The following is a 21,819-nucleotide window of genomic DNA, read 5'->3' as shown; positions in this document are numbered from 1 at the left end:
GAAGTCTCCTCGTCAGGCCGGGGCCCGGCGGTGGTCAGAACACGTGGGTGATGCCGGTCTGCACGCCGGAGGTGGCGCCGGCCAACGGATCGGTGATACCGCCCAGGCTGGCGGTAGAGCCGTGCCGGTTGCTGACATGCGCGGCCGTCGCATAGACGGAAGACCGCTTGGACAGGTTGTACACATAGCCCAGCGACACGCGCGAGCTGCTCGGATCGTTGACGGCATTGGTCTTGTAGAGCGCGTACGCTCCCTTGACGGTGCCGAAGCCGACCGGCAGTTGGAAGCCGATCAGCGCACCGTGACCGCGCTGCGTCGTGCCGCCGGCCGCGGGCGCGCCGATCGAGTCGCTGTAGATCTCGCTCATCAGCTTGAGTGAGTTCAGCGAGGCATCGAAGACATAGGACAGGCCCAGGTTGGCCTGCATGTAGTCGCCACTGGCGTACTTGGTGACGCCGTAGGCCAAGGCTCCGTTGAATTTCCCATCCGTCCAGCCGATTCGAGCGCCGCTGTAGTCGCCGTCATGAGCGTTCGCCGTGCCCGCGCCCAGCTCGCCCACCGCGAACATCAGCTGGCCGTAGACGCCGCCCAGGTTCCTCGGCAGGAAGTAGCCGACGCTGTTCGACGCACGCGTGCCGGTCGGCTTGAAGCCGTTGACCAGCGAGTCGAAGTACAAGTGGTTGGCACCGATGCCACCGCCGGTGCCGAAGGGATCGAACAGTGCGGTGCTCCAGAAGGTCGGCGTGTGATCGCGGCCCAGGCGGATCTCACCGAAGCTGCCTTCCAGGCTCACCGTCGCGCGACGCGAGAAGGTACCGGCCGCCGGTGCGCCCTGGTTGTTGGTGCTGGTGGTCAGCAGCGTGCCGCTGTCGCTGAACAGGCCCATCTCAAGCCAGAAGCCAGCGGACATGCCGTCGCCCAGATCCTCCGTGCCGCGAAAGCCGAGGCGGCTGAACACGTTGCCGCTGCTGCCGACTGTGGTCATGTGCCTGTCGCCGGCTTTCTCGTAGGTGACGTTGTTGTCCATCACGCCGAAGACGGTGACGCCGGAGTCGGCGGCCGTGGCGGCCTGGGCTGCAACGAGGGCGAGCGGGATCAGGGCGAATCGCTTTTTCATCGAATGTCGAACCGGTTGAGTTGAATGTCAGATATCCAGGACCAGGCGCTCGCTCTTGCAGCTCGACACACAGATCATCATGGTCTTGCCCGCCTCCCTCTCCTTCTTCGAGAGGACGCCGTCGCGGTGGTCGGGCAGGCCGTCGATCACCCGGGTCTCGCAGGCGCCGCAGACGCCTTCCTTGCAGCTGTGGTCGGGCTTCAGGCCCGCGTCGATCAGGCTGTCGAGGATCGATTTGCCCGGCGGGACTTCGACCGTCCGGTCGCTCTTCGCGCACTGCACGACGAAGCTCTGCACCGCCGCCGGCGCCTCTACGTGGATCGCAGCAAAGCGCTCGATGTGGACGTTGCTGCAACCGAGCTGCTCGCAGGCCTTCTCGAAGGCGTCGAGCATCGGTGTCGGGCCGCAGCAATAGAAGTGGCTGTCCGCGCCCTTGCCCACCAGCAGCTCGGCCAGCTTCGGCGGCGCGCCGGCTTCCTCGTCGAAATGCCAGGCCAATGTCACGCCCCGCTCCGCACAGATCGCCGCGATCTCGTCGCAGAAGGCCGCCTCGCGGCGGTTGCGCGCGCAATAGATCATCTCGACCGACAGACCCTGCCCGCTCAAGCGCTTGAGCATGCTCAGCATCGGCGTCACGCCGATGCCGCCAGCCACCAGCACCGAGTGCGGGGCCGACTCCTCGAGCCTGAAGTTGTTGCGCGGCGGCGAGATCGGCAGCGTCATGCCCACGCGCAGCTGCTGGTGCACATAGCGCGAACCGCCACGGCTCTTGCGGTCGTTCAGCACGCCGATCACGTAGCGCCCGCGATCGGCGGCGGAGTTGCACAGCGAGTAGCTGCGCACCAGGCCGTTGGCCAGGTGCAGGTCCACATGCGAGCCGGCCTCGAAGGGCGGGAACTCGACCTCCGGCGTCGCCGGCCGCAGCTCGATGCTGATGATGCCTTCGGCCTCGAAGCGCATCGTGTGGACCAGGGCATTCAGCGTGGATGAGGACATGTGGGTCTCTCCTTCGGGTATGGCTCCGCCCTCGAGGCTCGACATGGCGAGCCCCTGAGCGCCGGCGCCAGGTCTTGCTAGGCCTGCGCGCGGCTGTCGATCTGTTCCTGCGCGGTGCTCTTCAGCAGGCGGCGCAGCCGCACCAGGCCGAGGTCGTGCTGGTAGAGGTTCTCGTGCTGGTTGGCGTCGAGTTCCATGTCCTCCAGCATCACGCGGTCCTGCTCGAGCACGGCCCAGTGGCGGGCCTCCAGGCGATTGCGATAGAGGAAGTGCCAGGTATCGCGCTGCCAGCCCGGCGGCTGCTTGCGGCAGCGCCAGAAGAACACCGCGCACCTGTCCCGCGCGATCGGGGCATAGCCGCTGATGATGATGAAGTTGCCACCCGGGCCGCCGCTCTTCGGGTACGGAATTGCCAGCCGCACCCAGTGCATGCCGGTGTCGCCCCACTCGGACCAGTCGAAGTTCACGTCGCGCTGGCCTTCCTTCTCGAAGAAGAAGCCGGTGTCGGTCTGGCGGACGCTGAACTTCGCCGTCGAATCACCCTCGGCCATCGAGTGCGACTGCTTGTGCAGGAAGGTGCCATGCATCGGGTCCATCAGGTTGTCCAGCGCATAGCGGTAGTCGCCCTTCCACTCGGCATAGCAGAGGAAATTCGAATACTCGGCGTCGTCGGTCAGTTGCTCAGGCAGGACCAGCGGTGGCGGCGTGTCGACGTCCTCGGCCGAGTTGTAGAGAAAGACCGCGCCGGCGACTTCGCGCACGTGGAAGGAGCGCGTGGCCCGCTGGCCTTCGAGCTTGCAGCCAGGGCTGCCAGGCACGCTCACCGTCACGCCATCGCAGCGCACTTCGACGCCGTGATAGGGGCAGGACAGCCGGTCGCCCAGGATCACGCCCTGCGACAGCGGCGCGCCGCGGTGCGGGCAGCGGTCTTCCAGCGCATGCAGCACGCCCTCATGGTCGCGCCAGAGCGCAAGCTTGCGGCCCAGGCGACGAAGCGACACCGGCTTCTCTTTGATGAAGCTCGAGGGGCAGATCGGATACCAGAGATCCTTCAGGCCGATCTCCAGCAACTGGTCGACGGGATCTTGGTGGATGGGGATGGTGTTCATCGTGGCGCTCCGGTGCGGCTGGGTCAGGCGGCCAGCGCCGCGATTTCCTGGCGATAGATCTCTTCGGTCCAGGCCTTGCCACTGGGCGAGGCCAGGCCGCTGCCGTTCAGCGCTCGGACCAGGCCCGGCAGGTCGTGAATGCCGGCCGCGAAGGCGCGCTCGATCGCATCGCCCAGCAGGTCTTCGTAGGTCGTCGGCGCGCGCCGGCGGGCTTGGTGGGGCTGCAGGTAACGGTCCAGTGACATGACGCGGTCTCCTAGGAAATGGGGTGCGGACGACTTACTTCTTCTCGGTCAGGAACTTGCCCTCGGGGCCGGCGACGTTCTTCTGGCGGCGCGTGTGCCCGTCCAGCCCGCCGTCGACGGCCCATTCGGCAAACACCGTCGGGCCGGGCTCGAACTCGCGCGGCTGCCAGTCGCCGGTCAGTTGGTCCTCGTCGGCGTAATACTCGATCAGGCCGCCGGCCGGGTTCTTGAAGTACCAGAAGTAGGCGGACGACACCGGGTGCCGGCCCGGGCCGAGCTGGGTTTCCCAGCCGCAGCGCGAGAAATGCAGGCCGCCGCCGAACACCTCGTGGATGTCGCGCACGGTGAAGGCCACGTGGTTGATGCCGCGCTTGCCCGAGGGCAACTGCAACAGGAACAGGTCGTGGTGGCCGCCGTCCGGCGCACAGCGCAGGAAGGCGCCGCGGCCCGGGTAGCGGTCGGAAGCAGCGAAGCCCAGGCGCTCGGTGTAGAACTTCTCGCAGGCGGCGACGTCGGCGACGAAGAACACGACGTGGCCGACCTCGATCGGAGTCGCACGTTCGTAGATCGGCGCAGGCTGATTGACGCGCTCCCGCGAACTCCAGGTGTTCATCACCGCGGACGGCAGCTGCAGCTCCGTCTTGCGCGTTACCTGCAGGCGCAGGGCCAGGCCGTTCGGGTCCGTGCAGCCGATGCGGCGTACGCCGTCGACGACACCGTCCACGAAGCCCGGCTGCCCGGCCAGTGCGTCGGCATACCTGGCGAGCTGGGCGTCGTCCGCGACGCCCCAGACGACCTCGCGCAACGTCGGGCCGTCCTCGATGCCTTCGGCCAGGCCCGGCATGCCGAGCGCGGCGACGTTGACGCGGCAGCCGTTCAGGCACTCGAAGCGCAACATCTGCGCGCTCTCGTCCACCAACGTCAGGCCCCAGTCGGCGAAGAATCTGCGGCAGGCGGCGAGGTCGTCGGCCGCGTAGGTGATTTCGTCGATGCCCAGCACGCTCATGCTGCACTCCAGGGCAGAGGCTGCTCGTTGGTGCCCCAGTACATGCTCTTCTGCTCCATGTACTGCAGGATCCCCTCGCGGCCCTTCTCGCGGCCCAGGCCCGAGTCGCGCCAGCCGCCGAAGGGCGTGGAGACCGAGAACTGCTTGTACGTATTGATCCAGACGGTGCCGGCCTGCACCGCGCGGCCCAGGCGCCAGGCGCGCTTGAAATCGCGGCTCCAGACACCGGCGGCCAGCGCGTAAACGCTGTCGTTGGCCTGTTCGATCAGTTGCTCCTCGGAGTCGAAGGGCATCGCCACCAGCACCGGGCCGAAGATCTCTTCCTGCGTCGTGCGGGCGCTGTTCGTCAGGCCCTCGATGATCGTGGGCGTGTAGAAGTAGCCCTTGTCCAGCGCCGTGCCGCGCGGGCGCATGCCGCCGCTGCGGATGCGGCCCCCTTCGCTGACGCCCAGCGCCACGTAGCGCTCGATGCCCTCGCGGTGCCTGGCTGTGATCAGCGGGCCCATCTGCGTGGATTCGGAGGCCGGGTCACCGACGCGCAGCGCATGGGCGCCCTCGGCCAGGCGGGTCAGGAATTCGTCGTAGAGGCTGCGCGCCACGAAGAGCCGGGAACCCGCGATGCAGGATTCGCCCGAGCTGCTGAAGATGCCGTAGAGCACTCCGGCCACCGCGTGGTCGAGGTCGGCATCCTCCAGCACCATCGTCGGCGACTTGCCGCCCAGCTCCAGCGAGACCGGCATCATCTTGTCGGCCGCGATGTGGGCGATGTGGCGACCGGTCGTCGTGCCGCCGGTGAAGGAGACGCGCTTGACCAGCGGGTGCTTGGTGATCGCATCGCCGATCACCGAGCCCTTGCCCGGCAGCACGCTGATCAACCCCCGTGGCACGCCCGCCTCTTCGCAAATGCGGGCCAGCTCCAGCGCCATCAGCGGCGTCACCTCGGCCGGCTTGACGACCAGCGCATTGCCAGCCGCCAGGGCCGGCGCCATCTTTTGCGCTTCGCTGGCGATCGGCGAGTTCCACGGCGTGATCGCCGCGACGACACCCATCGGCTCGTGCACGCTCATCGTCACGAAGGCGCCACGCGAGGGCGTGATGCTCTCCTCCAGCGTCTCGCAGGCCGCCGCGAAGAACTGGAAGGTGGCCGCGGCGCTGGCCACTAGCGAGCGCGTTTCCTTGATCGGCTTGCCATTGTCCAGGCGCTGCTTCTGCGCCAGCGCCTCGGCGTTGTCGCGGATCAGTTGGGCAACGCGATGCAGCACCGCGGCGCGCTCGTGCGGCAGGCGCTGGGCCCAGCCGCTGGTCCGGAAGGCGCGGGCGGCGCCCTGGATCGCTTCCTCGACATCATCGAGGCTGGCCGCGCGCAGCCGGGCGATCGGTTCGCCGGTAGCCGGGTAAAGGCTCTCGTAGATGTCGCCACCGCCCAGGCGCCAGTGGCCCGCGACATTGATGGGGAGCAGTACGTCGGAGATCATGTTCTGCAGTCCTGCGTTCAGATGGAGACGGCGGCGACGTGGTTGCGCACCGCGCGCACCGCGCTATAGACGGTCAGCGCCGAGGTCTTGGGATTGCCGGCCAGCGCCTTGTTGCGCATCACCAGCTCGAAGCTGCCGAAGGCCCCCTGGGCCTCGACCGTGTGGATGTTTTCCTGCACACCGGGGTCGGCGATCAGGCGCACCGTCGTGCCGTCCAGGCCCAGGCCGGCCAGCGAGACAGTGGCCGCGACGTTGGCGTTCTTCGGGTAGCGCGCCGCGGCCTCGCGGGCGCTGCCCTCGAAGATGACGACCGGCCCCTTCAGCGCGCCGAGCTCGAAAGCTTGCTCAGCGGGTGTACCCGTCCAGGCATGGACCGGCTTGCGGCCGGTGTAGCGCACCAGGTCCAGGCCGCCGAGGCGGGCGGCGGCCAGCGCGTCGATGGCTCCGATGGCTCCGGCGATCAGCTGGACCTGCGTGTGGCCCGAGCGGGCCGCTGCGTCGAGGCCTTCGGCCAGGCCCGGCGCCGACAGCGCGCCAACCGAGGCAATGATGCAGGGAATGCCGCGGCGCAGCGCTGGCAGCACCTGCTGCTCGATCGCCGCATGGCCGGCCGCCTCGACAACCAGGTCAATGCCGCTCGTCGGCACCGACTCGACCTGCAGCGCGTGGGGCACCAGGCGCTGCGCCGCCTCGCAGCGCGGGGCGCCGTGCGGAAGCACGATCGCGACGACCTGCAGGCCGGCATCGCCGTGGATCAGCTCCAGCAGTGCGCTGCCGATGGCACCGCAACCGACCAGGGCGAGACGAATGGGGGAGGACGACATGGCGGGCCTTCGGGGTCAGGTGTTGCTGGCTGCCAGATTCAGCGCGGGGATCTGCGTGATCGTGTTGACCGGCGGACCCGCGAAGGTGGACTTGAAGGGCCCGATGCTCAGCATGTCAATCTCCAGCATGAACGGGCCTTGGCGGTCCGTCGCGCGGGCAAGCAGCGCGGGCAGCTCGGACAGGCTCGAGCAGCGGGCATGCGGCAGCGCGATCGACTCGCAGAGCTTGGCGTAGTCCGGCGTGTGCAGCTCGACGTAGCAGCGGCGGCCGCCGTACTGGGCGTCCTGGATGTTCTTGATGACGCCGTAGCCCTTGTCGTTCATCAGCACGATGACCATGTCGCATTGCTCCTGGACCATCGTGGCGAGCTCGCCGAGGTTCAGGATGAAGCCACCGTCGCCGGCCAGGCAGAAGGTCTTGCGGCCCGAAGCCGTGACCGCCGCGCCGACAGCCGCGCCGATCGCCATCGGCATGCCCTGGCCGATACCGCCGCCGGTGGCATGCACACCCTGGCTGGGTTCGAACACGCGCAGCTCCCGGTTGCCCCAGGTGCTGTTGGACACGGTCACGTCGCGCACCCAGTTGAAGTTGCGGCCGGCCGCCTGTTGCAGTGCCTGGACCAGCGCGCTGTACGGCCCCAGGCCCTCGCGCACGGAGGCCACGGCGGTCTCATGGGTCTTCTTCAGGTCGGCCTGCAGCTCGGCATCGGCGCGGTAGCCGCGCGCTTCGAGTCGGTCGGCCAGGCCTTCAAGAGCCAGCTTCGCGTCGGCGCAGACGAAACCGTCGCTGCGGTAGCAGCGGCCCTCGGCGGCCGGGTCCGCGTCGATGCGCAGCAGCGGGCGCGGCAGCTTCAGTTCGTACCGGAGGGTCTCGTTGCTGCGCAGCCGCGAGCCAACGACCAGCATCGCGTCGCAGCGCTGGTAGAAGGCCTCGACCGGCTTGTGGATGTTGTAGGCGCCCAGGTTCGCGGCGTCGTCCTCGGGCAGCACGCCCCGGCCCTGCACGCTGGTAACGATGCCGAAGCCGAGGTCGCGCAGGCGCTTCACGGCGCCTGCCGCATGTCGGGCGCCACCGCCCACCCACAGCAGCGGGCGGCGGGTCTGGGCGAGCTGCGCGGCCAGTTGGTCCAGCGCGGCGGGGTCGGGCTCGGTCAAGTGCAGCGACAGCGGCGCCAGCTCGGCCTCGCTCGGCATGTCGATCAGCGCAGACTGGATGTCGATCGGGATCTCCAGGCTGACCGGACCAGTCGGCGCGGTCAGTGCGGCACGCACAGCCTGCTTCAGCACACCCAGCGCGTTGTCGGCGCTGCGGATGCGCAAGGCGGTCTTGGAAACAGCCTTCAGCATCGTCAACTGGTCCGGCGCCTCATGGATATAGGACATGCCCTTGTCGAGGTAGGGCGTCTCGATCTGGCCGGTGATGTGCAGCAGCGGCGCGCCGGCGGTGTAGGCCTCGACCAGGCTGCCCGCGATATTGCCGGCGGCCGGGCCGGTGCTGGTCACGCAGACACCGAGCCGGCTCGTCGAGCGGGCATAGGCATCGGCCATGTTGCCGGCCCCGGCCTCGCCACGCGCGGGCACGAAGCGGATCACGCCACGCTGCGCGAAGGCATCGAGGATCGGCATGTTGTGGATCGAGATGACGCCGAAGGCGGCGCGGACGCCGCAGCGTTCGAGAAAGGTCGCGACGACGGCGCCGACGGTGACCTGCTGGGTTTGAGCCTTAGGCATGGCGGGACAGACCTCCAGAAATATCGAGATGCGAGCCGGTCGTGTAGGACGCCAGCGGCGACGCGAGGAACACGAGGGCACGGGCGGCTTCTTCGGGCAGGCCGAGCCGGCCCAGCGGAATTTCCTTGCGGGCGGCAAGCCCATGGCTCCAGCTCGCCCAGTCCTGGCCCCGGTCGTCGCGCGCATCGAAGCGGCGGCGCCACTGGCCGGACTCGATCAAGCCGATCAGGATGCCGTTGACTCGCACGCCCTGCGGCGCAAACTCGCTTGCCAGCGAGCGCACCAGGTTCAACAGGCCTGCGCGCGCCGCCGAGGTGGCCACCATGTGGGGCTCGGGCTGGCGGGCCAGCAGCGAGTTGGCGCAGACGACGGCGGCATCGCCGCAAGCCTGGCGTTGCGCGGCCAGCTGCGGCAGGAACGCACGGGTCGGGTTGATGACGGAGAAGAACTTCAGCCGCAGCTCTTCCATCCAGGCTTCGTCTGTCGTGTCGGCGAAGGTGGAAACGCGACCCTGGCCGGCGTTGTTGACGAGGATGGAGGCGGGGCCGAGCGCCGCTTCGCTGCGGGCGGCGAAATCGCGTACGGCGGCGCCGTCGAGCACGTCGCAACTCGATGCGAACAGCTTCGCCCCGGGATGCGTGGCGCGCAGCGCGCCGAGCGCCTCGTCCAGCCGTGCGGCGCTGCGGCCGCACAGCGCCACGCCGGCGCCGGCGTCCAGCAGCGCGGCCACGGCGGCTAGGCCAATGCCGGACGAACCGCCGGTGACGACGGCCACGCGGCCAGCCAGCAGATCAGGGGCGAAGTTGCTCATCAGGGAATCACTCCGCAACCGCGGGGCGCGGCGAGTAGTTCAGCAGCCGTGACAGCTCCGCCGCGGTGCGCTTGACGCTGGCAACCATGGCGTCGACGCGGCTTTCGTCCAGCTGCACGTCCTGAAAACGACCGGCGTTGATCGTGACGCCCAGGGCGGCGACGATGTGGCCGCTGTGGTCGCGCACCGGCGCGGCGATGGTCGAGATGTTCGGCTCGAAGAAGCCCTCGCCGATCGCGCAGCCGCGTCTCAGGTCGAGCTGCAGCAGCTCGTACAGCGCGGAGACCGTGCGCGGCGTGTCGACCGAGAAGCTCTCCAGGTTGTCCTCCGGATACAGCGCCCTCAATTGCGCGAGGCTCAGGTCCGCCAGCACCATGCGGCCCAGCACCGTGCCGTGCGCCGGCAGCCGTGTGCCGACATTGACGGCGCCGACGAAGGGCGAGGCCGGCGCCTGCGGGGACACGCGGGTCACGTAGACGATCGAGCGCCAGTCGCGCACGACGATGTTGCAGGGATAAGCGATCTCCTCGCTGAGGCGGCGCAGCAGCGGCTGGCCCAGTTCGTTCAGCGGCAGCGAGGCGAGGTATTCGAAGCCCAGGCGCAGCACGGCCAGCCCGAGGCGGTAGTCGTTGCCGCCTTCGCTGCGCTGCACGAAGCCCATGTTCTCCAGCGTGGTCAGCAGTCGGAACACGGTGGAGCGCGGCAGTTCTAGGCGGCGCGCCAGCTCGGGCGGCGAGACGACCTGCGTGTGCCGGTTGAACTCGGCGAGGATGCGCAGGCCGCGCTCCAGCGCGGGCACGTTGTAGCGGTCCGCGGAATCTTCGTTGTTGTTGGTGTCTTCGATCATGGCTCAGGCTCCCCGGTCTTCTTCCAGGACGGTGCAAAGGAGACTCGCGACGGCGTCAGGCTGCTCGACGTAGCAGGCATGGCCCGCATCGGCGATCAGCTGCAGCGTGGTCTGCGCGGCGCGAGCGATTTCGTCGCAGGCGCGCGGCGGCCTGATCTCATCAAGAGCGCCGACCCACACCTGCACGGGCACCGCCAGAGGCAGGTGCCGGACCAGATCTTCGCCGCACAGCAGTTCGACCGCCTGGCGGTAGCCGCCCGCATGGAGCCGCGCCATGTTCCAGCGCACCCACTGCCTCGCCTGGGCCGACGCCTTCGGCGACAGCAACCGGGCGGAGCGCATAGCCGCCATGCCGTCGATGCCTTCGGTGCGCAGCAGCGCAAGGCGCTCGGCACGCACGGTGGCGGCCAGCGGGCCCTGCGCGCCGTAGCCGCGGGCCGGGCTGGCCAGGATCACACGGTCGAAGCGCGCTGCGCGCTCGCCACTTGTTTCGGCGCTGGCCGCAGCGACGGCCGTCAGCGCGCCGAGCGAATGGCCCAGCAGCGTGCAGCGCTCGATCTCCAGCGCGTCCAGCAGCTGGTGCAGGCGCACGGCGTAGTCGGTAGCGTCCGGCGTCAGCGACGAGAGCGGCGTGGAGGCCCCGTAGCCCGGCGCGTCCCAGGCGATCAGCCGGGCCCGAGGCGCCATGCGCTCGGCCAGCCCCAGCCAGGATGCTGCGCCGGAGCCGATACCGTGCAGGCAGACGACGGCCGGCCCCTCCCCGAGCTCCCGCACCGAGACCACGGCACCCTGCCGCCCCACGCGCACGCTGCGCGCGCCGAAAACGGCATCGAGGCGAGCGAGATTGGCGCTGGGGGGCAGCATGCCGGGGTCGGTGTCGGCGAGGGCCATGATGGGCATCCGTGCTCGAGCGATCAGCGCTTGATCTTGGCGAGCGGATGCTCGGGCGGATAGGTCGGCGTGATCGGCTTCTTCGCACCGAGCATCACGCACATCAGCGCGTCTTCGTCGCCGATGTTGATCTCCTCCCGGTACACGCCCGGGGGCACGGAAATGAGGTCACGGTCGCTGATGACGGTCTCGAAGCGCTCGCCATCCTTCTCCAGCACGACCTTCAGCTTGCCGCGGATCACGAAGAAGATCTCTTCCACGTCGGTGTGCAGGTGCGGCGGGCCTTCGTGGCCGGCCGGGATCACCATCGTGGAGAAGGTGAAGTTCTCGGAAGGCACGGTGTTCGTATCGGCGCTGATGCCGGTGCCGCCGGTGCCCACGTAGCGCATCTGCGCACGGCGGTACTTCGGATCGAAATCGGCCTGGAACTTCAACGCGTTCCAGTCGTAGGTGCGGGTCGCATAGCGGGCCACGCGGCTGCCCATCCAGTCGGAGAAACTGCTGCCTTCGGGTTGGAGCCAGGTCGGCGCTTCGGTGTTCTGCTGTTCGCTCATCGGGTCACTCCTCGTCCAGATCAATCAATTCATCACGTAGCCGCCGTTGACCGGCAACAACTGGCCGGTCACGAAACGCGACAGGCCGGACAGCGCGAAGAGCACCGTCCCGCAGACGTCGGCCGCCTGTTGCTCGCGCGGGATGGCGCGGCCTTCGAGGTATTTCTGGTGCCGCCCCAGCGGCACGTACTCGGTCGCTTCGACGAGCGTCAAGCCTGGCGCGACGGCATTGACGGTGATGCCCTCGCCGCCCCATTCACGGGCCAGCGAGCGCGTCATCGAGATGACCGCGCCCTTGCTGGCGGCATAGGCCAGCAGGTTCGGCGCGCCCCACAGCGCAGTGTCGGAAGCCAGATTGACGATGGCTCCGCGACCGCTGGCGGCCAGCGCGGGCTGGCAGGCCCGGCTCATGAGCCACGTGCCGCGGACGTTGACGTCCATGACCCGATCCCAGGTCGATACATCGAGCGCATGGGCGTCACGGCCACCGGAGTTGGTAATCGCGGCGTTATTGACCAGACCGTCCAGGTTGCCGGCCGCGGCGGCGCAGGTGGCGATCGAGGCCGGTTCGCACAGGTCGACCGGGATTGCGTGGGCCTCGAAGCCCGAAGCGCACAAGGCCCGGGCCTCAGCTTGCAGCAACTCGTCCAGGATGTCGGCCATCAGCACCGTGGCGCCGGCCTGGGCGATGCACCTGGCGAAGGCCAAGCCCAGCCCGCGCGCGGCACCGGTCACCAGCACCCGGCGGCCTTGCAGCAGCGACGGCGGTATCTCAGGCAGCAGGCGCTGCAGGCTTTCTGGATCTGCGATCCTGGCGATATCTGGCATCAAGCACTCCAAGAACATCTCGGTCTTCGTTTGTTTTATTAGTGAAACATTGATTCCCTAATGAAACGCACGGAACAAGTGTAGTGACCCGTCTTGAGTTCGTTGTAGGTATATACCCTCGTCTACCTAACGCAGGTAGTGCGTAGACGTTATGGGGTGGCGTCTCGGTCCAGGGCTTGTCCGCAAAGACAACGTGACTGGAGTGGCCCGAATGGCGACCTGCGCACCGACAAGCGCGAAAGGCGCGCTTGAATCAGCACGTGGCCTTGCACGGCAGCGCCTTCAGCTGCCTCCATCGGACACTCCATCGACGAGGTATTCGCGCAGTGCGGAGTCTTGCCATCCGACTTCGAACGAGCACGTCGCGTCATTGAAGTGATTCCACAGACGTTCGGTCTGCCCGCCTTGGTGCCGCCAGCTAACTTGGTGCTTGGCCACGTGATGCGGGTTCCCGTACCCGAGCACACTGGAGGAAGCAAAAACCATCCTGGCGGTGACTCGCAGTTAATGGCCCCTTCGCCTACGACCTCGTAGCTAACCTGGTTGCCGTGACCGACAAGCAGTTGTGGGCGCGTCGCACAGAGGCGGGCTCGGCGTTTCCCACCGACGAGGAGGCGCTAATTGAGCTGATTGTCGGTATGACAGTCGCCAGCTTTGTGCAACTCTTTACCCCTTTCGTGAAATCGAGAGCATAGAACCATGGAAATCACCTTGACCCCGCATATTTGCGCCTATCTCGATGTACTCGGGGGCTCCAAAATCTTCGACGATGGCGACAGCCAAGCCGCAGACTTCTTTCTGTCATCGATGCTTGAATTCGAGCGGCGCCTCAATGGGTTGCGTCGCGACGGCACGCCTGTTGTGAAGACGTTCACCGACAACATCTTCGCGGCCATTCCGCTAAGCACAACAAGTCGATTTTCCGTTGGCGAACAGGTCACTCACTTTCTGCAGGAGGTCTCGGCCCAACTGCAGCATTTCCTTCTCGTCGCGGAGCTTCCAATGCGAGGAGCCATAACGATTGGAAGTATGCTGATCAACGACAAATTCGTCTTTGGGCCGGCAGTGCTGCAGGCCGTTAGAGCAGAAGAGAAGGCGATCTATCCTCGTGTAGTCCTTGACGCATCGGTCTTACAAGCCCTTCCGAAGCAGCCGTTCGTAGATGAGACGCTCGTTTACACGGCGACCGACGGCGTGTCTTCGCTGAACTACTTAGGCTTGCAGAGTTGGGTGCTTAAGCGCCATCGGGAGGTTGCGGAGAATGCACTTTTCGCGCACCGCACAGACGCGGCTGTGGCGGCAAAGTACCAGTGGCTACTGGACTACAACGCAGCGATCAAGGCACGAATCGGACAGTTGGGACTCGGAACGCCCGCATAGATCACTTGCTCAGGAGGTCTGCGGTAGTCGCCGAGTTTCAATGCTACCTACCCGGGGGTTCCGGTGAACGTCGTCCGCTCTCGGAGCAACCTGCAGCAGCTAGTTCTTGGCTATCCAGAGTCCGATCCCGAACGCGCCAGTACTCGACCGCTGCAACCGAAGTTTGCGGTCCTTGCGCCTCGAGTCTGGAAGTCCCATCTGGCGGCGAACACCGTCGCGCTGTCCACCTGGCTCCGCCACGGCTACTGAAAGTCCCGGCTGCTCGTCTCCAGCTCGCCCAGCAACGGCGTCAGGTCCTCCAGCCGCCCAGCGATCATGCTGCAGGCCTCGTCCTGCCGCTGCCAGATCCCATGCACGGCGATCAGCCGCGAGTGCAGAAGTTCCTTGCGCTGCGCGTCGCGCACGCTGGGCCAGATGATCACCTGCACGTTGCCCGTCTCATTTTCAAGACTCATGAAGACCACGCGCTTGGCCATCCCCGTTTGCTGCCGGAGCGTGACGATGTCGCGGTAGTGAACCACTCGGCCGTTGGGCATCTGCATCAGCTCCTCGGCCGTCGCGAACTTGCGCTCGTCGAGCCTGGGCCGCAGCAGCTTCAGCGGGTGGCTGCGCAGCGTCGGCCCCAAGGACCGGTAGTCCCAGATCACCTCTTCGCCTTCGGACGCCGGCTCCAGCTCCAGCGCCATCTCGTCGACCGGCGCCTCGCGCAGCAGCTTCGGCGGCCGGCGCAGCGCCACCGCATCCCAGACCTGCTGGCGGCTATGTCCGCTCGGCTTCGCAGCGCATCGGCCGCCGCGAGCAGCCGCATGTCCTGCTGTTCCAGCTCGGCCGCCAGGGCGACCGCCTCTGCGCTCTCGAAGTAGACCGTGGCGCGAACGGCGACGATGCGCCGCGCCGACTCCTCCTTCAGCCCGTCGATCCGCCGCAGGCCCAGCCGCACGGCCGGCTTGTCGCCGCCGCCTTCCAGCGTGCAGTCCCAGTCGCTATACAGCGCAAATGCAGCTGAACTATCCTCCCGGCGTCTGCCACCGAAGAGATTCAATGAAGACCGTTTCTCGCCGGCCGCATTGGCTGTTTCTGACCGCGCTTGCCTTGTGCCTCTGTGCCGCCATCGGCGGCTCGGTCCTCGGGGCTTACCTGAAAGACGGCGAGGTGATCGTCGTGACATGCTTTGCTGCCGGCGTCGCCGTCGCCCTATTGCTCTGGTGGTGGACGGCGGAAGAAGCCGGAAAGGGCGCCGGACACACGCTGGCCCGCTTGTCTCTGGCCATCGTCGGCGGATTGGCCTTCTACGCCAATCTGACCTACGCGCTCTGGGCTGCGAAGGTGCCGCTGAAGCTGCGCATCATCGAAGAAGGTCGGATGGCCGAACACTTCTGGCTCGGTCCGGCAACGCTCGTGTACGCTGTGTTCTGTTGGCTCGTCCTTCGACAGCGGGCTCGCGACGACAAGTAGTCGGAGTACTTCAAAGACCCTCCATCGGGCACTTCCTCGAGATCCTTGCACGCTCGGTTGGGCACGTAGTGCGTTCATCCGCTACCACGGCGTCCGCCATCCTGCCGACACGGGTGGCGCTAGGGTCGAAGTCAAGCGATCCGAGCTACTGTCAGGGCGTCAGAGCCAGATCAACGACCACCCAGCTCCTTAAACGAACCGTGGTATCGGCCCGTCCTGAGGCGTCGTGTCTCCACCGAAGTCGACGGTGACCTTGTCGATGAAGCACCAGCCCCAGCCCTCAGGCGGGTCATACCCCTCAATGATCGGATGCTGTGTAGCAGCGAAGTAAGCGTCCTGGCAAGGCATGTTGATCCGCTGAGGCATGCCTAGGATGCTCGTGTCCATTGACGACTTGATGGATACGTACGCACTATGGACCAAGCAGCGCCAGGCCGCCGTCGCCGAATTCACAGCGCCGAGTTCAAGGCGCAGGCAGTGCAAGCCTCGCAGCAGCCGGGTGTCTCGATGGCCTCTGTGGCAATGGCTCACGGCATAAACGCCAACCTGTTGCGGCGCTGGGTCCATGAGAGGGCTCAGCCTCTTGTCGACGCAGTGACCGTCAGCGAGAAGCCCGTCGGCTTCATCTCGCTGCCGATGCCGGCGCCAGCCGCACCGCCTACGCCGAGTGCTGAGTCCGTTCGCATTGAGGTCCGTCGCGGTGCGACCACCATCGTGCTGACGTGGCCAGTTGGCGCTGCCGATGCGTGCGCGGCCTGTATGCGCGAGTTACTGCGTTGATCCGCATCGACGCCGTGTGGCTCGCAACGACGCCACTGGACATGCGCGCCGGCACCGAGACCGCCCTGGCCCGCGTCGTTCAGGTCTTCGGCGGCGCCAAGCCGCACCATGCCTACCTCTTCGCCAACCGGCGCGCTACGCGAATGAAGGTGCTCATGCATGACGGCATCGGCGTGTGGCTAGCGGCGAGGCGCCTGCACCAGGGCCGCTTCGTGTGGCCTCGCGACGTCACGCTGGAGCACATGCCGCTGACGCAGCCTCAGTTGCAGGCCCTCGTGCTGGGCCTGCCATGGCAGCGCGTGGAAGACGACGGCGCGATCCGGTTGCTGTGACGCAATCGGTGCTCGCGCCGATGCGCGCGGCCCGCGCTCGCCCCACACTGCCGTCATGGCAGTCGCCACGCCCTTCAGCGCCGAAGACCTTGCCTCGCTGGAAGCTGCGGGGCTTGGGCATATCGGCGCCAAGGTGCGAGCGCTTTTGGACCGCCAGGCGCACGACCGTCACGAGATCGAGTGGCGCGACGCCAAGATCGAGAAGCTGACCTTCGAGATGGCGCAGCTGCGCCGCGTGAAGTTCGGCAAGAAGAGCGAGCAGTTCGACGCCGAGCAGAAGGCCCTGTTCGACGAGGCCGTGGATGCCGACCTCGCCGCCTTAGAGGCACAACTGGCCGAGCTGATGGCCGCCAAGCGCAAGGACACCGAGCCCGCGCCGGAGCGGTCGAAGCGCGCCGCGCTGCCCGCCCATCTGCCGCGCGTAGAGCGGCATCATGAACCCAGCGACACGACATGCCCTTGCGGCTGCCAGATGACACGCATCGGCGAAGACGTCAGCGAGAAGCTGGACTACACACCCGGCAGCTTCACGGTGGAACGCCACGTGCGCGGCAAGTGGGCCTGCGCGAAGTGCCGCACGTTGACCCAGGCGCCCGTGCCGGCGGAGATCATCGACAAGGGCTTGCCTACTTCGGGCCTGCTCGCCCATGTGCTGGTCGCCAAGCACTCCGACCACCTGCCGCTGTACCGCCAGGAGGCTATCTTCGAGCGCGCCGGCCTGGCCATCCCGCGCTCGACCTTGGCAGCCTGGGTGGGTGTGTGCGGTGTGCGCCTGCAGCCGTTGGTTGACGCCATGAAGGCCGACCTGCTTCGCCTGCCGGTGCTGCACGCCGACGAGACGCCGGTGGCCATGCTGGCGCCAGGCACTGGCAAGACTCATCGCGCGTATCTCTGGGCCTACGCCAGCGGCGCCTTCGAGCACATGCGCGCGGTGGTCTACGACTTCACTGAGAGCCGCTCCGGCCAGCATCCACGGACCTTCTTGGGTCATGGCACCGACAGCGCCTGGAAGGGCAGCCTCGTGTGCGACGACTATTCGGGCTACAAGGCGCTATTCCTCGACGGCGGCATCACCGAGGTGGGCTGCATGGCCCACGCGCGCCGCAAGTTCGTGGAGCTGCACCTGGCCAACAAGAGCACGCTGGCAGCCACCGCCATCGAGTTCATAGGACAGCTCTACGGCATCGAGCGGGAAGTGAAGGACGTAGCAGCAGAGGGTCGCTTGCGAGAACGACGAACGCGCGCAGTGCCCATCGCGAAGGCGCTGCACGAGTGGTTGCTGGAGTACCGGCCGAAGGTGCCGGATGGCTCGGCCACCGCCAAAGCGATGGACTACAGCCTGAACCGTTGGGCCGCGCTCAAGCGCTACCTCGACGACCCCGCCTTGCCCATCGACAACAATTTCGACGAGCAGCAGATCAGGCCGTGGGCCACGGGGCGCAAGAACTGGCTCTTCGTCGGGACGTTGCTCGCAGGGCAGCGGGCTGCCGCCATCATGAGCCTCATCCAGTCGGCCAAACTCAACGGGCATGACCCGTATGCCTATTTGCGCGACGTGCTGACCCGGCTGCCGACGCACAAGAACAGCGAGCTGGGCGAACTGCTGCCGCATCGCTGGCATCCGGTCTATCAGCCAGCTGTTGAGTAGCATTGCCGGATGCCAACCTACTCCGTCAACGAGGCGATTGAATCTCTGGAATGGCTTGCTGGTAAGGACATTACTGTCCGCGGGCTTCTTTCATTCCAGTTCGAGAACGTCTCCTTATCCCATGTTCCGCTTGCGGACCAGGCACCCGGCTACGCCTCCTCAATATGGCTGTCCGTCGGCAGCGGTAGTCTCAGCTTTGACGAACGGATTTGCGAACGGCTGCACGGCAAGGTGGTACTCGTGGAAGGCACTTTGCAAGGACCTGCCCCGAACCTTGGCGGCTGCGGGCACTTCAGTCTGTGGCCCGCTGAGTTCGTCGCACGCACGCTGGAGCGTGCGACGACGGATAATTAGAAGATGACGGGAGAGAGGGCGATGCATTCGGTGAGGATCGGTCCCCGCTATGTTCCAAAGCGAACAACCTTTGCGAGTGCTGATGTGGAGAAGGCAGCGCTCTTGGCGGCGTTGGCAACTGCCCCGGGAGTTATGTTCACAGGGCTCATCGAGCCGCATCTCAAGGGAGGCTACCGCGCATCCCTTGAGATCGATAGAGATTTGCTCGACCAGTTCATCGCCCACATGGACTCACAGGGCTGGATGGACGGATTCTGAGCGGCCTCGCCGCCATAGTGGCCAGGTCAACATGACTTGCCGAGATCACTTACCACCGATGAAGTTCGAGATCACGTACATCTTCGAGAAGCAACGTCCGGTGACGCTGTTCGCGCGGCAACTTGGAACTGGCGAGTTCGCGCTCTCGGATTCACCAATGCTCGGGGGCGTTCCCATCAAACGCTACGTGTCCCAGCCTCGAGCCATCACGCCCGACGGAAAGCCGGACCTATCGCAGTTCTCGTTCGTTCTCTCGACGGCTAGCGATTTACCGAAGCTTGGAGTGGGCCAGATCGTGGAGCTCACGTAGCTCGCCTGGGGCGTCGGCACACGAAGTCAACATGACTTGCCAGGACGCTTACCTTCCACCGCGATACTTCGTCAAATGTGCAGCGTGTCTGATCGCAACGGGGCCACGAACCCTGCCTACGCTGCTGCCAGTACTTCCCGGGAAAAATGCGCTCAGGCCGTCCGACGCAGGAATTCGATGATCGATGCGTTGAACGCGTCGTTCCGGTCGCCGGCGACCATGTGGCCAGCGCCGGGAACATCGAACACTTCGGTCTGCGGCACCAGGCGACGCAGGTCCGCGACGCCGGCCTCACTAACTATGTCGCTCTTCATGCCGCGCACGAGCAGAGTCGGAATGTGAACGCCGGTGCAAGCCGCGACCAGCGAATCGATGAAGGCAGGCGGCTCTGACGGAATGCGCCTCTCAACGAATTTCGGATCCCAGTGCCAGTACAGCCGGCCATCGGCGTGCAGGCGCAGGTTCTTCATCAGTCCGGATGGGTCCTTGGGACGCGGACGATGCGGATTGTAGGCAGTGACGGCGTCGGCGGCCTCGTCCAGGCTCGCGAAGCCGTCAACGTTGGCGCGCATAAATCCCAGCACCTTCGCCGACCCCGTTATTTCGAGCCGCGGCACGATGTCTACCAGCACGAGCGCGCGTGCGATGGCAGGCGGCGAGTTGCCGACGAGCAGCAGGCCGGTGGCACCGCCCATCGAGGCGCCGACGAGTGCCGGTGGTCGGTCCAACGTAGACATGACGGCGCGCAGGTCGTCCGCCAGCGTGGGCAGCGAATAGTCGCCGTCGGGCGCCCATTCGCTGTCGCCATGGCCACGGGCGTCGAGGTTGATGACGCGGAAGCCATCTGCCGTCAGCGCCTCGAATGCGGTCCCCCAGGAATGGCGCGTCTGCCCGCCGCCGTGCATCAGGATGACCGGCGCTCCGGCAGGGTCACCTCCCACGTCGGCCGCAATGCGCAGCCCAGTGCTGCCTTTGAATTCCATGATGCTCACCGCCGTTCAGTTCCGTTTGTCGGCCTCTCGCTTCAACATGTTGGCCAGGTCAACGATCTTCATGCGCAACGGCGCCCGGCCAATGTGGTCAATCAGCCCGAGCCTGCGCCGGAAATGCTCAATGATGTTCTATACCTTTCGGCACGCTCGGTGTATTCGGCGGCGTTGCTCTTGAGTTTCTCAATGGCCCCATCGGTCATTTCCCGAACTACTTTCGCAGGTGCGCCGACGATCAAACTGTTGTCCGGAAACTCCTTGCCTTCAGTGACGACGGCACCTGCGCCCACGAGGCAATTTCGGCCGATTTTTGCGCCGTTGAGGATGACCGACTGGATGCCGATCAGCGTGCCATCGCCAACGGTGCAGCCGTGCAGCATCGCCTGGTGACCGATGGAGACATCCTTACCAACAAGCAGCGGAAAGCCCGGGTCGGTATGCAGGATCGCGCCGTCTTGCACATTGCTTCCTTCGCCGATCTCGATCGCTTCATTGTCGGCCCGCAGCACCGCCGGGAACCACACGCTGCTGCCTTGATGGAGGACGACCCGCCCAACGACGGTTGCGTTATCCGCAACATAGGCTGTGCTGTCGATCTGCGGTACCGTGGCGCCGAGTTTGTAAATCGTCATATAGCCTTTCAGGCGAAGCCGTCACTGACGGCGGCCTCACCGCTTTCAGCGACGACGCAGTCGCGCCGACGCGTCATTCTGATCAGAACGTGTGACGCAGACCGAAGGCGTAGCCTCGCAGGTCCGCCCCCGGGTAGGCCGGGAATACGGACACGGTGGCGCCCTGGATACTGACGAGGCCCTGGGCGTTGTTGTTCAACTGCGCGTAGGAGCCGTAGAGCGTCGTGCGTTTCGAGAGCGGATACTCATACGCTGCGGCGATCGTTGTGCCGCGGCCATCCGCAGCGGCGTAGTCGAAAGTGGTCTTCATCACCTGGCCGATCAAGGTGCCTCCGCCCAGTGGCGCGCGGAAGCCGATCCAGTCCGATACCGTCTTCGTAAAGCGCGGATCGAGTGCAGTGGGAGCGCCCGGCGTGCGGTTTTCTGACGGGTCGTAGGAGTAGTAGCCGGCAAGCAGCATTACCGGGCCGAAGTCGTAGGAACCGCCCACGTTGAACTCGGTCTGCCATTGCGGTGAAGTGCCCGCAGCGAGTGTCGTGGCGTACTGGCGGAAGCGGTTGTACGTGCCGGTCAGCAGCAGGCCACCAACCCTGTAGGTGCCGCCGAGCATCGCCAGGTGTCCCGAACCGTTGTTGCCCTCATCCCCTGCAGCGACCATCAGCCGGCCGGTGAAGCCGCCGCCCGTGGCCGTGGCAAGCACCGAGTTGTTTACGCGCGCCGTCGAGGCTTGCCCGCCCGATCCCTGGGCGGCGCCGGGCGACTGGTAGAGCGCGTTGCCGGTCCCGGTCGTGTCTCCCCAGTACACCTGCCGGAATGCATCGGATTCGACGAGGCTCACGTTCAGCGGCGAGTACTGCCGGCCCGCCGATAGGCTCCACCACGTGCTCGAAAGCCCGACGAAGATCTGGCGGCCCCACGCCAAGCCACCCTGGTTCAAGGTACCCGTGTCGACAGCGATGCCCTCCTCGAGCACGAAGTTCGCTTTCAGGCCGCCGCCGAGATCTTCGGTTCCGCGAAAACCCAGACGGCTTCCCGGCCCCACTCCGGACATTAGCTGCTTCACGTTGCCGTTGCCGTTGTTCGTCGCGCCCACCGAAAGGTCGAGAACGCCGTAGATGGTGACCGAGCTCTGCGCCAGTGCAGGGACCATCGGAAGGGCAAGCGCAAGCGCTCCAAGGATTTGCTTCATCGTCTATCTCCTGTTGTAGATGTATCGAACCACTGCAAACATGAACCCGTTCGTTGTT

General features: G+C 66.2%; 26 protein-coding genes. 8 read left to right on the top strand and 18 right to left on the bottom strand.

Annotation, left to right across the window (positions count from 1 at the left end):
- Nucleotides 1-34: 34 nt before the first annotated feature.
- The 13 genes from SNE35_RS26560 to SNE35_RS26500 form a co-directional block, all read right to left on the bottom strand.
- Nucleotides 35-1,117, bottom strand: coding sequence for a porin (locus SNE35_RS26560; RefSeq protein ID WP_320426055.1), 1,083 nt, complete (start codon nt 1,115-1,117; stop codon nt 35-37).
- Between the two features lie 27 nt (nt 1,118-1,144).
- Nucleotides 1,145-2,113, bottom strand: coding sequence for a PDR/VanB family oxidoreductase (locus tag SNE35_RS26555; RefSeq protein ID WP_320426054.1), 969 nt, complete (start codon nt 2,111-2,113; stop codon nt 1,145-1,147).
- 77 nt (nt 2,114-2,190) lie between these two features.
- Nucleotides 2,191-3,222 carry an aromatic ring-hydroxylating dioxygenase subunit alpha gene (locus SNE35_RS26550; protein WP_320426053.1) on the bottom strand — a complete coding sequence of 344 codons (1,032 nt, stop codon included), beginning with the start codon at nt 3,220-3,222 and terminating at the stop codon, nt 2,191-2,193.
- 23 nt (nt 3,223-3,245) lie between these two features.
- On the bottom strand, nt 3,246-3,467 hold the full coding sequence (locus SNE35_RS26545; protein WP_320426052.1) for a recombinase-like helix-turn-helix domain-containing protein: 222 nt from the start codon (nt 3,465-3,467) through the stop codon (nt 3,246-3,248).
- A 34-nt stretch (nt 3,468-3,501) separates the two neighbouring features.
- Nucleotides 3,502-4,473 (bottom strand): VOC family protein, encoded by a 972-nt coding sequence (locus SNE35_RS26540; protein ID WP_320426051.1) that lies wholly within the window; start codon nt 4,471-4,473, stop codon nt 3,502-3,504.
- A complete protein-coding gene (locus SNE35_RS26535) occupies nt 4,470-5,948 on the bottom strand; it encodes an aldehyde dehydrogenase (protein WP_320426050.1) in 1,479 nt (492 codons plus the stop codon). The genes SNE35_RS26540 and SNE35_RS26535 overlap by 4 nt, the downstream gene beginning before the upstream one ends.
- A 17-nt stretch (nt 5,949-5,965) precedes the next feature.
- Nucleotides 5,966-6,772 carry an aspartate dehydrogenase gene (locus SNE35_RS26530; RefSeq protein WP_320426049.1) on the bottom strand — a complete coding sequence of 269 codons (807 nt, stop codon included), beginning with the start codon at nt 6,770-6,772 and terminating at the stop codon, nt 5,966-5,968.
- Between the two features lie 15 nt (nt 6,773-6,787).
- Entirely contained in the window at nt 6,788-8,503 is a 1,716-nt protein-coding gene (locus tag SNE35_RS26525; protein ID WP_320426048.1) for a thiamine pyrophosphate-binding protein, read from the bottom strand.
- Nucleotides 8,496-9,314 carry an SDR family oxidoreductase gene (locus tag SNE35_RS26520; protein ID WP_320426047.1) on the bottom strand — a complete coding sequence of 273 codons (819 nt, stop codon included), beginning with the start codon at nt 9,312-9,314 and terminating at the stop codon, nt 8,496-8,498. Before SNE35_RS26520 ends, SNE35_RS26525 begins: the two co-directional genes overlap by 8 nt.
- Before the next feature lie 7 nt (nt 9,315-9,321).
- A complete protein-coding gene (locus SNE35_RS26515; protein WP_320426046.1) occupies nt 9,322-10,161 on the bottom strand; it encodes an IclR family transcriptional regulator in 840 nt (279 codons plus the stop codon).
- A 3-nt stretch (nt 10,162-10,164) separates the two neighbouring features.
- Complete coding sequence (locus tag SNE35_RS26510; protein ID WP_320426045.1) at nt 10,165-11,061, bottom strand: alpha/beta fold hydrolase; 897 nt, start codon at nt 11,059-11,061, stop codon at nt 10,165-10,167.
- 14 nt (nt 11,062-11,075) lie between these two features.
- Entirely contained in the window at nt 11,076-11,606 is a 531-nt protein-coding gene (locus SNE35_RS26505; protein ID WP_320426044.1) for a cupin domain-containing protein, read from the bottom strand.
- Between the two features lie 24 nt (nt 11,607-11,630).
- Nucleotides 11,631-12,434: an SDR family oxidoreductase gene (locus tag SNE35_RS26500; RefSeq protein WP_320426043.1), complete on the bottom strand. Its 804-nt coding sequence runs from the start codon at nt 12,432-12,434 to the stop codon at nt 11,631-11,633.
- A 699-nt stretch (nt 12,435-13,133) separates the two neighbouring features.
- Between SNE35_RS26500 and SNE35_RS26495 the strand changes: the two genes are divergently transcribed.
- Nucleotides 13,134-13,814, top strand: coding sequence for a hypothetical protein (locus tag SNE35_RS26495; RefSeq protein WP_320426042.1), 681 nt, complete (start codon nt 13,134-13,136; stop codon nt 13,812-13,814).
- Between the two features lie 242 nt (nt 13,815-14,056).
- On the opposite strand, the gene SNE35_RS26490 is transcribed toward SNE35_RS26495, so the two are convergent.
- Nucleotides 14,057-14,551: an OB-fold nucleic acid binding domain-containing protein gene (locus tag SNE35_RS26490; RefSeq protein WP_320426041.1), complete on the bottom strand. Its 495-nt coding sequence runs from the start codon at nt 14,549-14,551 to the stop codon at nt 14,057-14,059.
- Nucleotides 14,458-14,754 (bottom strand): helix-hairpin-helix domain-containing protein, encoded by a 297-nt coding sequence (locus SNE35_RS26485; protein WP_320426173.1) that lies wholly within the window; start codon nt 14,752-14,754, stop codon nt 14,458-14,460. The genes SNE35_RS26490 and SNE35_RS26485 overlap by 94 nt, the downstream gene beginning before the upstream one ends.
- Before the next feature lie 101 nt (nt 14,755-14,855).
- Here SNE35_RS26485 and SNE35_RS26480 point away from each other — a divergent pair, with 101 nt between their 5' ends.
- The 7 genes from SNE35_RS26480 (at nt 14,856) to SNE35_RS26450 (ending at nt 18,951) form a co-directional block, all read left to right on the top strand.
- Entirely contained in the window at nt 14,856-15,269 is a 414-nt protein-coding gene (locus SNE35_RS26480; RefSeq protein ID WP_320426040.1) for a hypothetical protein, read from the top strand.
- Between the two features lie 414 nt (nt 15,270-15,683).
- On the top strand, nt 15,684-16,049 hold the full coding sequence (gene tnpA / locus SNE35_RS26475) for an IS66-like element accessory protein TnpA (protein ID WP_320426039.1): 366 nt from the start codon (nt 15,684-15,686) through the stop codon (nt 16,047-16,049).
- The gene (gene tnpB / locus SNE35_RS26470) at nt 16,046-16,381 is read left to right on the top strand and encodes an IS66 family insertion sequence element accessory protein TnpB (RefSeq protein ID WP_320426038.1); all 336 of its coding nucleotides are present in this window, start codon (nt 16,046-16,048) and stop codon (nt 16,379-16,381) included. The genes tnpA and tnpB overlap by 4 nt, the downstream gene beginning before the upstream one ends.
- A gap of 55 nt (nt 16,382-16,436) precedes the next feature.
- A complete protein-coding gene (gene tnpC / locus SNE35_RS26465) occupies nt 16,437-18,029 on the top strand; it encodes an IS66 family transposase (protein ID WP_320426037.1) in 1,593 nt (530 codons plus the stop codon).
- A gap of 9 nt (nt 18,030-18,038) precedes the next feature.
- Nucleotides 18,039-18,383 (top strand): hypothetical protein, encoded by a 345-nt coding sequence (locus SNE35_RS26460; protein ID WP_320426036.1) that lies wholly within the window; start codon nt 18,039-18,041, stop codon nt 18,381-18,383.
- Nucleotides 18,384-18,386: 3 nt separating this feature from the next.
- Complete coding sequence (locus tag SNE35_RS26455; RefSeq protein ID WP_320426035.1) at nt 18,387-18,641, top strand: hypothetical protein; 255 nt, start codon at nt 18,387-18,389, stop codon at nt 18,639-18,641.
- 58 nt (nt 18,642-18,699) lie between these two features.
- Nucleotides 18,700-18,951, top strand: a complete 252-nt coding sequence (locus tag SNE35_RS26450; RefSeq protein ID WP_320426034.1) for a hypothetical protein — start codon at nt 18,700-18,702, stop codon at nt 18,949-18,951.
- A gap of 152 nt (nt 18,952-19,103) precedes the next feature.
- Here SNE35_RS26450 and SNE35_RS26445 read toward each other — a convergent pair whose 3' ends face one another.
- The 3 genes from SNE35_RS26445 to SNE35_RS26435 form a co-directional block, all read right to left on the bottom strand.
- Complete coding sequence (locus SNE35_RS26445) at nt 19,104-19,934, bottom strand: alpha/beta fold hydrolase (RefSeq protein WP_320426172.1); 831 nt, start codon at nt 19,932-19,934, stop codon at nt 19,104-19,106.
- Nucleotides 19,935-20,035: 101 nt separating this feature from the next.
- Nucleotides 20,036-20,572 carry a gamma carbonic anhydrase family protein gene (locus SNE35_RS26440; RefSeq protein WP_320426033.1) on the bottom strand — a complete coding sequence of 179 codons (537 nt, stop codon included), beginning with the start codon at nt 20,570-20,572 and terminating at the stop codon, nt 20,036-20,038.
- An 82-nt stretch (nt 20,573-20,654) separates the two neighbouring features.
- Nucleotides 20,655-21,761, bottom strand: coding sequence for a porin (locus SNE35_RS26435; RefSeq protein WP_320426032.1), 1,107 nt, complete (start codon nt 21,759-21,761; stop codon nt 20,655-20,657).
- Between the last annotated feature and the right edge of the window lie 58 nt (nt 21,762-21,819).

It is taken from the genome of Roseateles agri, assembly GCF_034043675.1.
In the GTDB taxonomy this organism is placed as follows: Bacteria; Pseudomonadota; Gammaproteobacteria; order Burkholderiales; family Burkholderiaceae_C; genus KK5.
Note: the sequence above shows the minus strand (reverse complement) of the source record. Positions and strands in the feature narration are given on the sequence as shown.

Coding starts and splice junctions, on each gene's coding strand:
- SNE35_RS26560 (WP_320426055.1), bottom strand. CDS start 1,117: ATGAAAAAGCGATTCGCCCTGATCCCGCTCGCCCTCGTTGCAGCCCAG.
- SNE35_RS26555 (WP_320426054.1), bottom strand. CDS start 2,113: ATGTCCTCATCCACGCTGAATGCCCTGGTCCACACGATGCGCTTCGAG.
- SNE35_RS26550 (WP_320426053.1), bottom strand. CDS start 3,222: ATGAACACCATCCCCATCCACCAAGATCCCGTCGACCAGTTGCTGGAG.
- SNE35_RS26545 (WP_320426052.1), bottom strand. CDS start 3,467: ATGTCACTGGACCGTTACCTGCAGCCCCACCAAGCCCGCCGGCGCGCG.
- SNE35_RS26540 (WP_320426051.1), bottom strand. CDS start 4,473: ATGAGCGTGCTGGGCATCGACGAAATCACCTACGCGGCCGACGACCTC.
- SNE35_RS26535 (WP_320426050.1), bottom strand. CDS start 5,948: ATGATCTCCGACGTACTGCTCCCCATCAATGTCGCGGGCCACTGGCGC.
- SNE35_RS26530 (WP_320426049.1), bottom strand. CDS start 6,772: ATGTCGTCCTCCCCCATTCGTCTCGCCCTGGTCGGTTGCGGTGCCATC.
- SNE35_RS26525 (WP_320426048.1), bottom strand. CDS start 8,503: ATGCCTAAGGCTCAAACCCAGCAGGTCACCGTCGGCGCCGTCGTCGCG.
- SNE35_RS26520 (WP_320426047.1), bottom strand. CDS start 9,314: ATGAGCAACTTCGCCCCTGATCTGCTGGCTGGCCGCGTGGCCGTCGTC.
- SNE35_RS26515 (WP_320426046.1), bottom strand. CDS start 10,161: ATGATCGAAGACACCAACAACAACGAAGATTCCGCGGACCGCTACAAC.
- SNE35_RS26510 (WP_320426045.1), bottom strand. CDS start 11,061: ATGCCCATCATGGCCCTCGCCGACACCGACCCCGGCATGCTGCCCCCC.
- SNE35_RS26505 (WP_320426044.1), bottom strand. CDS start 11,606: ATGAGCGAACAGCAGAACACCGAAGCGCCGACCTGGCTCCAACCCGAA.
- SNE35_RS26500 (WP_320426043.1), bottom strand. CDS start 12,434: ATGCCAGATATCGCCAGGATCGCAGATCCAGAAAGCCTGCAGCGCCTG.
- SNE35_RS26495 (WP_320426042.1), top strand. CDS start 13,134: ATGGAAATCACCTTGACCCCGCATATTTGCGCCTATCTCGATGTACTC.
- SNE35_RS26480 (WP_320426040.1), top strand. CDS start 14,856: ATGAAGACCGTTTCTCGCCGGCCGCATTGGCTGTTTCTGACCGCGCTT.
- tnpA (WP_320426039.1), top strand. CDS start 15,684: ATGGACCAAGCAGCGCCAGGCCGCCGTCGCCGAATTCACAGCGCCGAG.
- tnpC (WP_320426037.1), top strand. CDS start 16,437: ATGGCAGTCGCCACGCCCTTCAGCGCCGAAGACCTTGCCTCGCTGGAA.
- SNE35_RS26460 (WP_320426036.1), top strand. CDS start 18,039: ATGCCAACCTACTCCGTCAACGAGGCGATTGAATCTCTGGAATGGCTT.
- SNE35_RS26455 (WP_320426035.1), top strand. CDS start 18,387: ATGACGGGAGAGAGGGCGATGCATTCGGTGAGGATCGGTCCCCGCTAT.
- SNE35_RS26450 (WP_320426034.1), top strand. CDS start 18,700: ATGAAGTTCGAGATCACGTACATCTTCGAGAAGCAACGTCCGGTGACG.
- SNE35_RS26445 (WP_320426172.1), bottom strand. CDS start 19,934: ATGGAATTCAAAGGCAGCACTGGGCTGCGCATTGCGGCCGACGTGGGA.
- SNE35_RS26440 (WP_320426033.1), bottom strand. CDS start 20,572: ATGACGATTTACAAACTCGGCGCCACGGTACCGCAGATCGACAGCACA.
- SNE35_RS26435 (WP_320426032.1), bottom strand. CDS start 21,761: ATGAAGCAAATCCTTGGAGCGCTTGCGCTTGCCCTTCCGATGGTCCCT.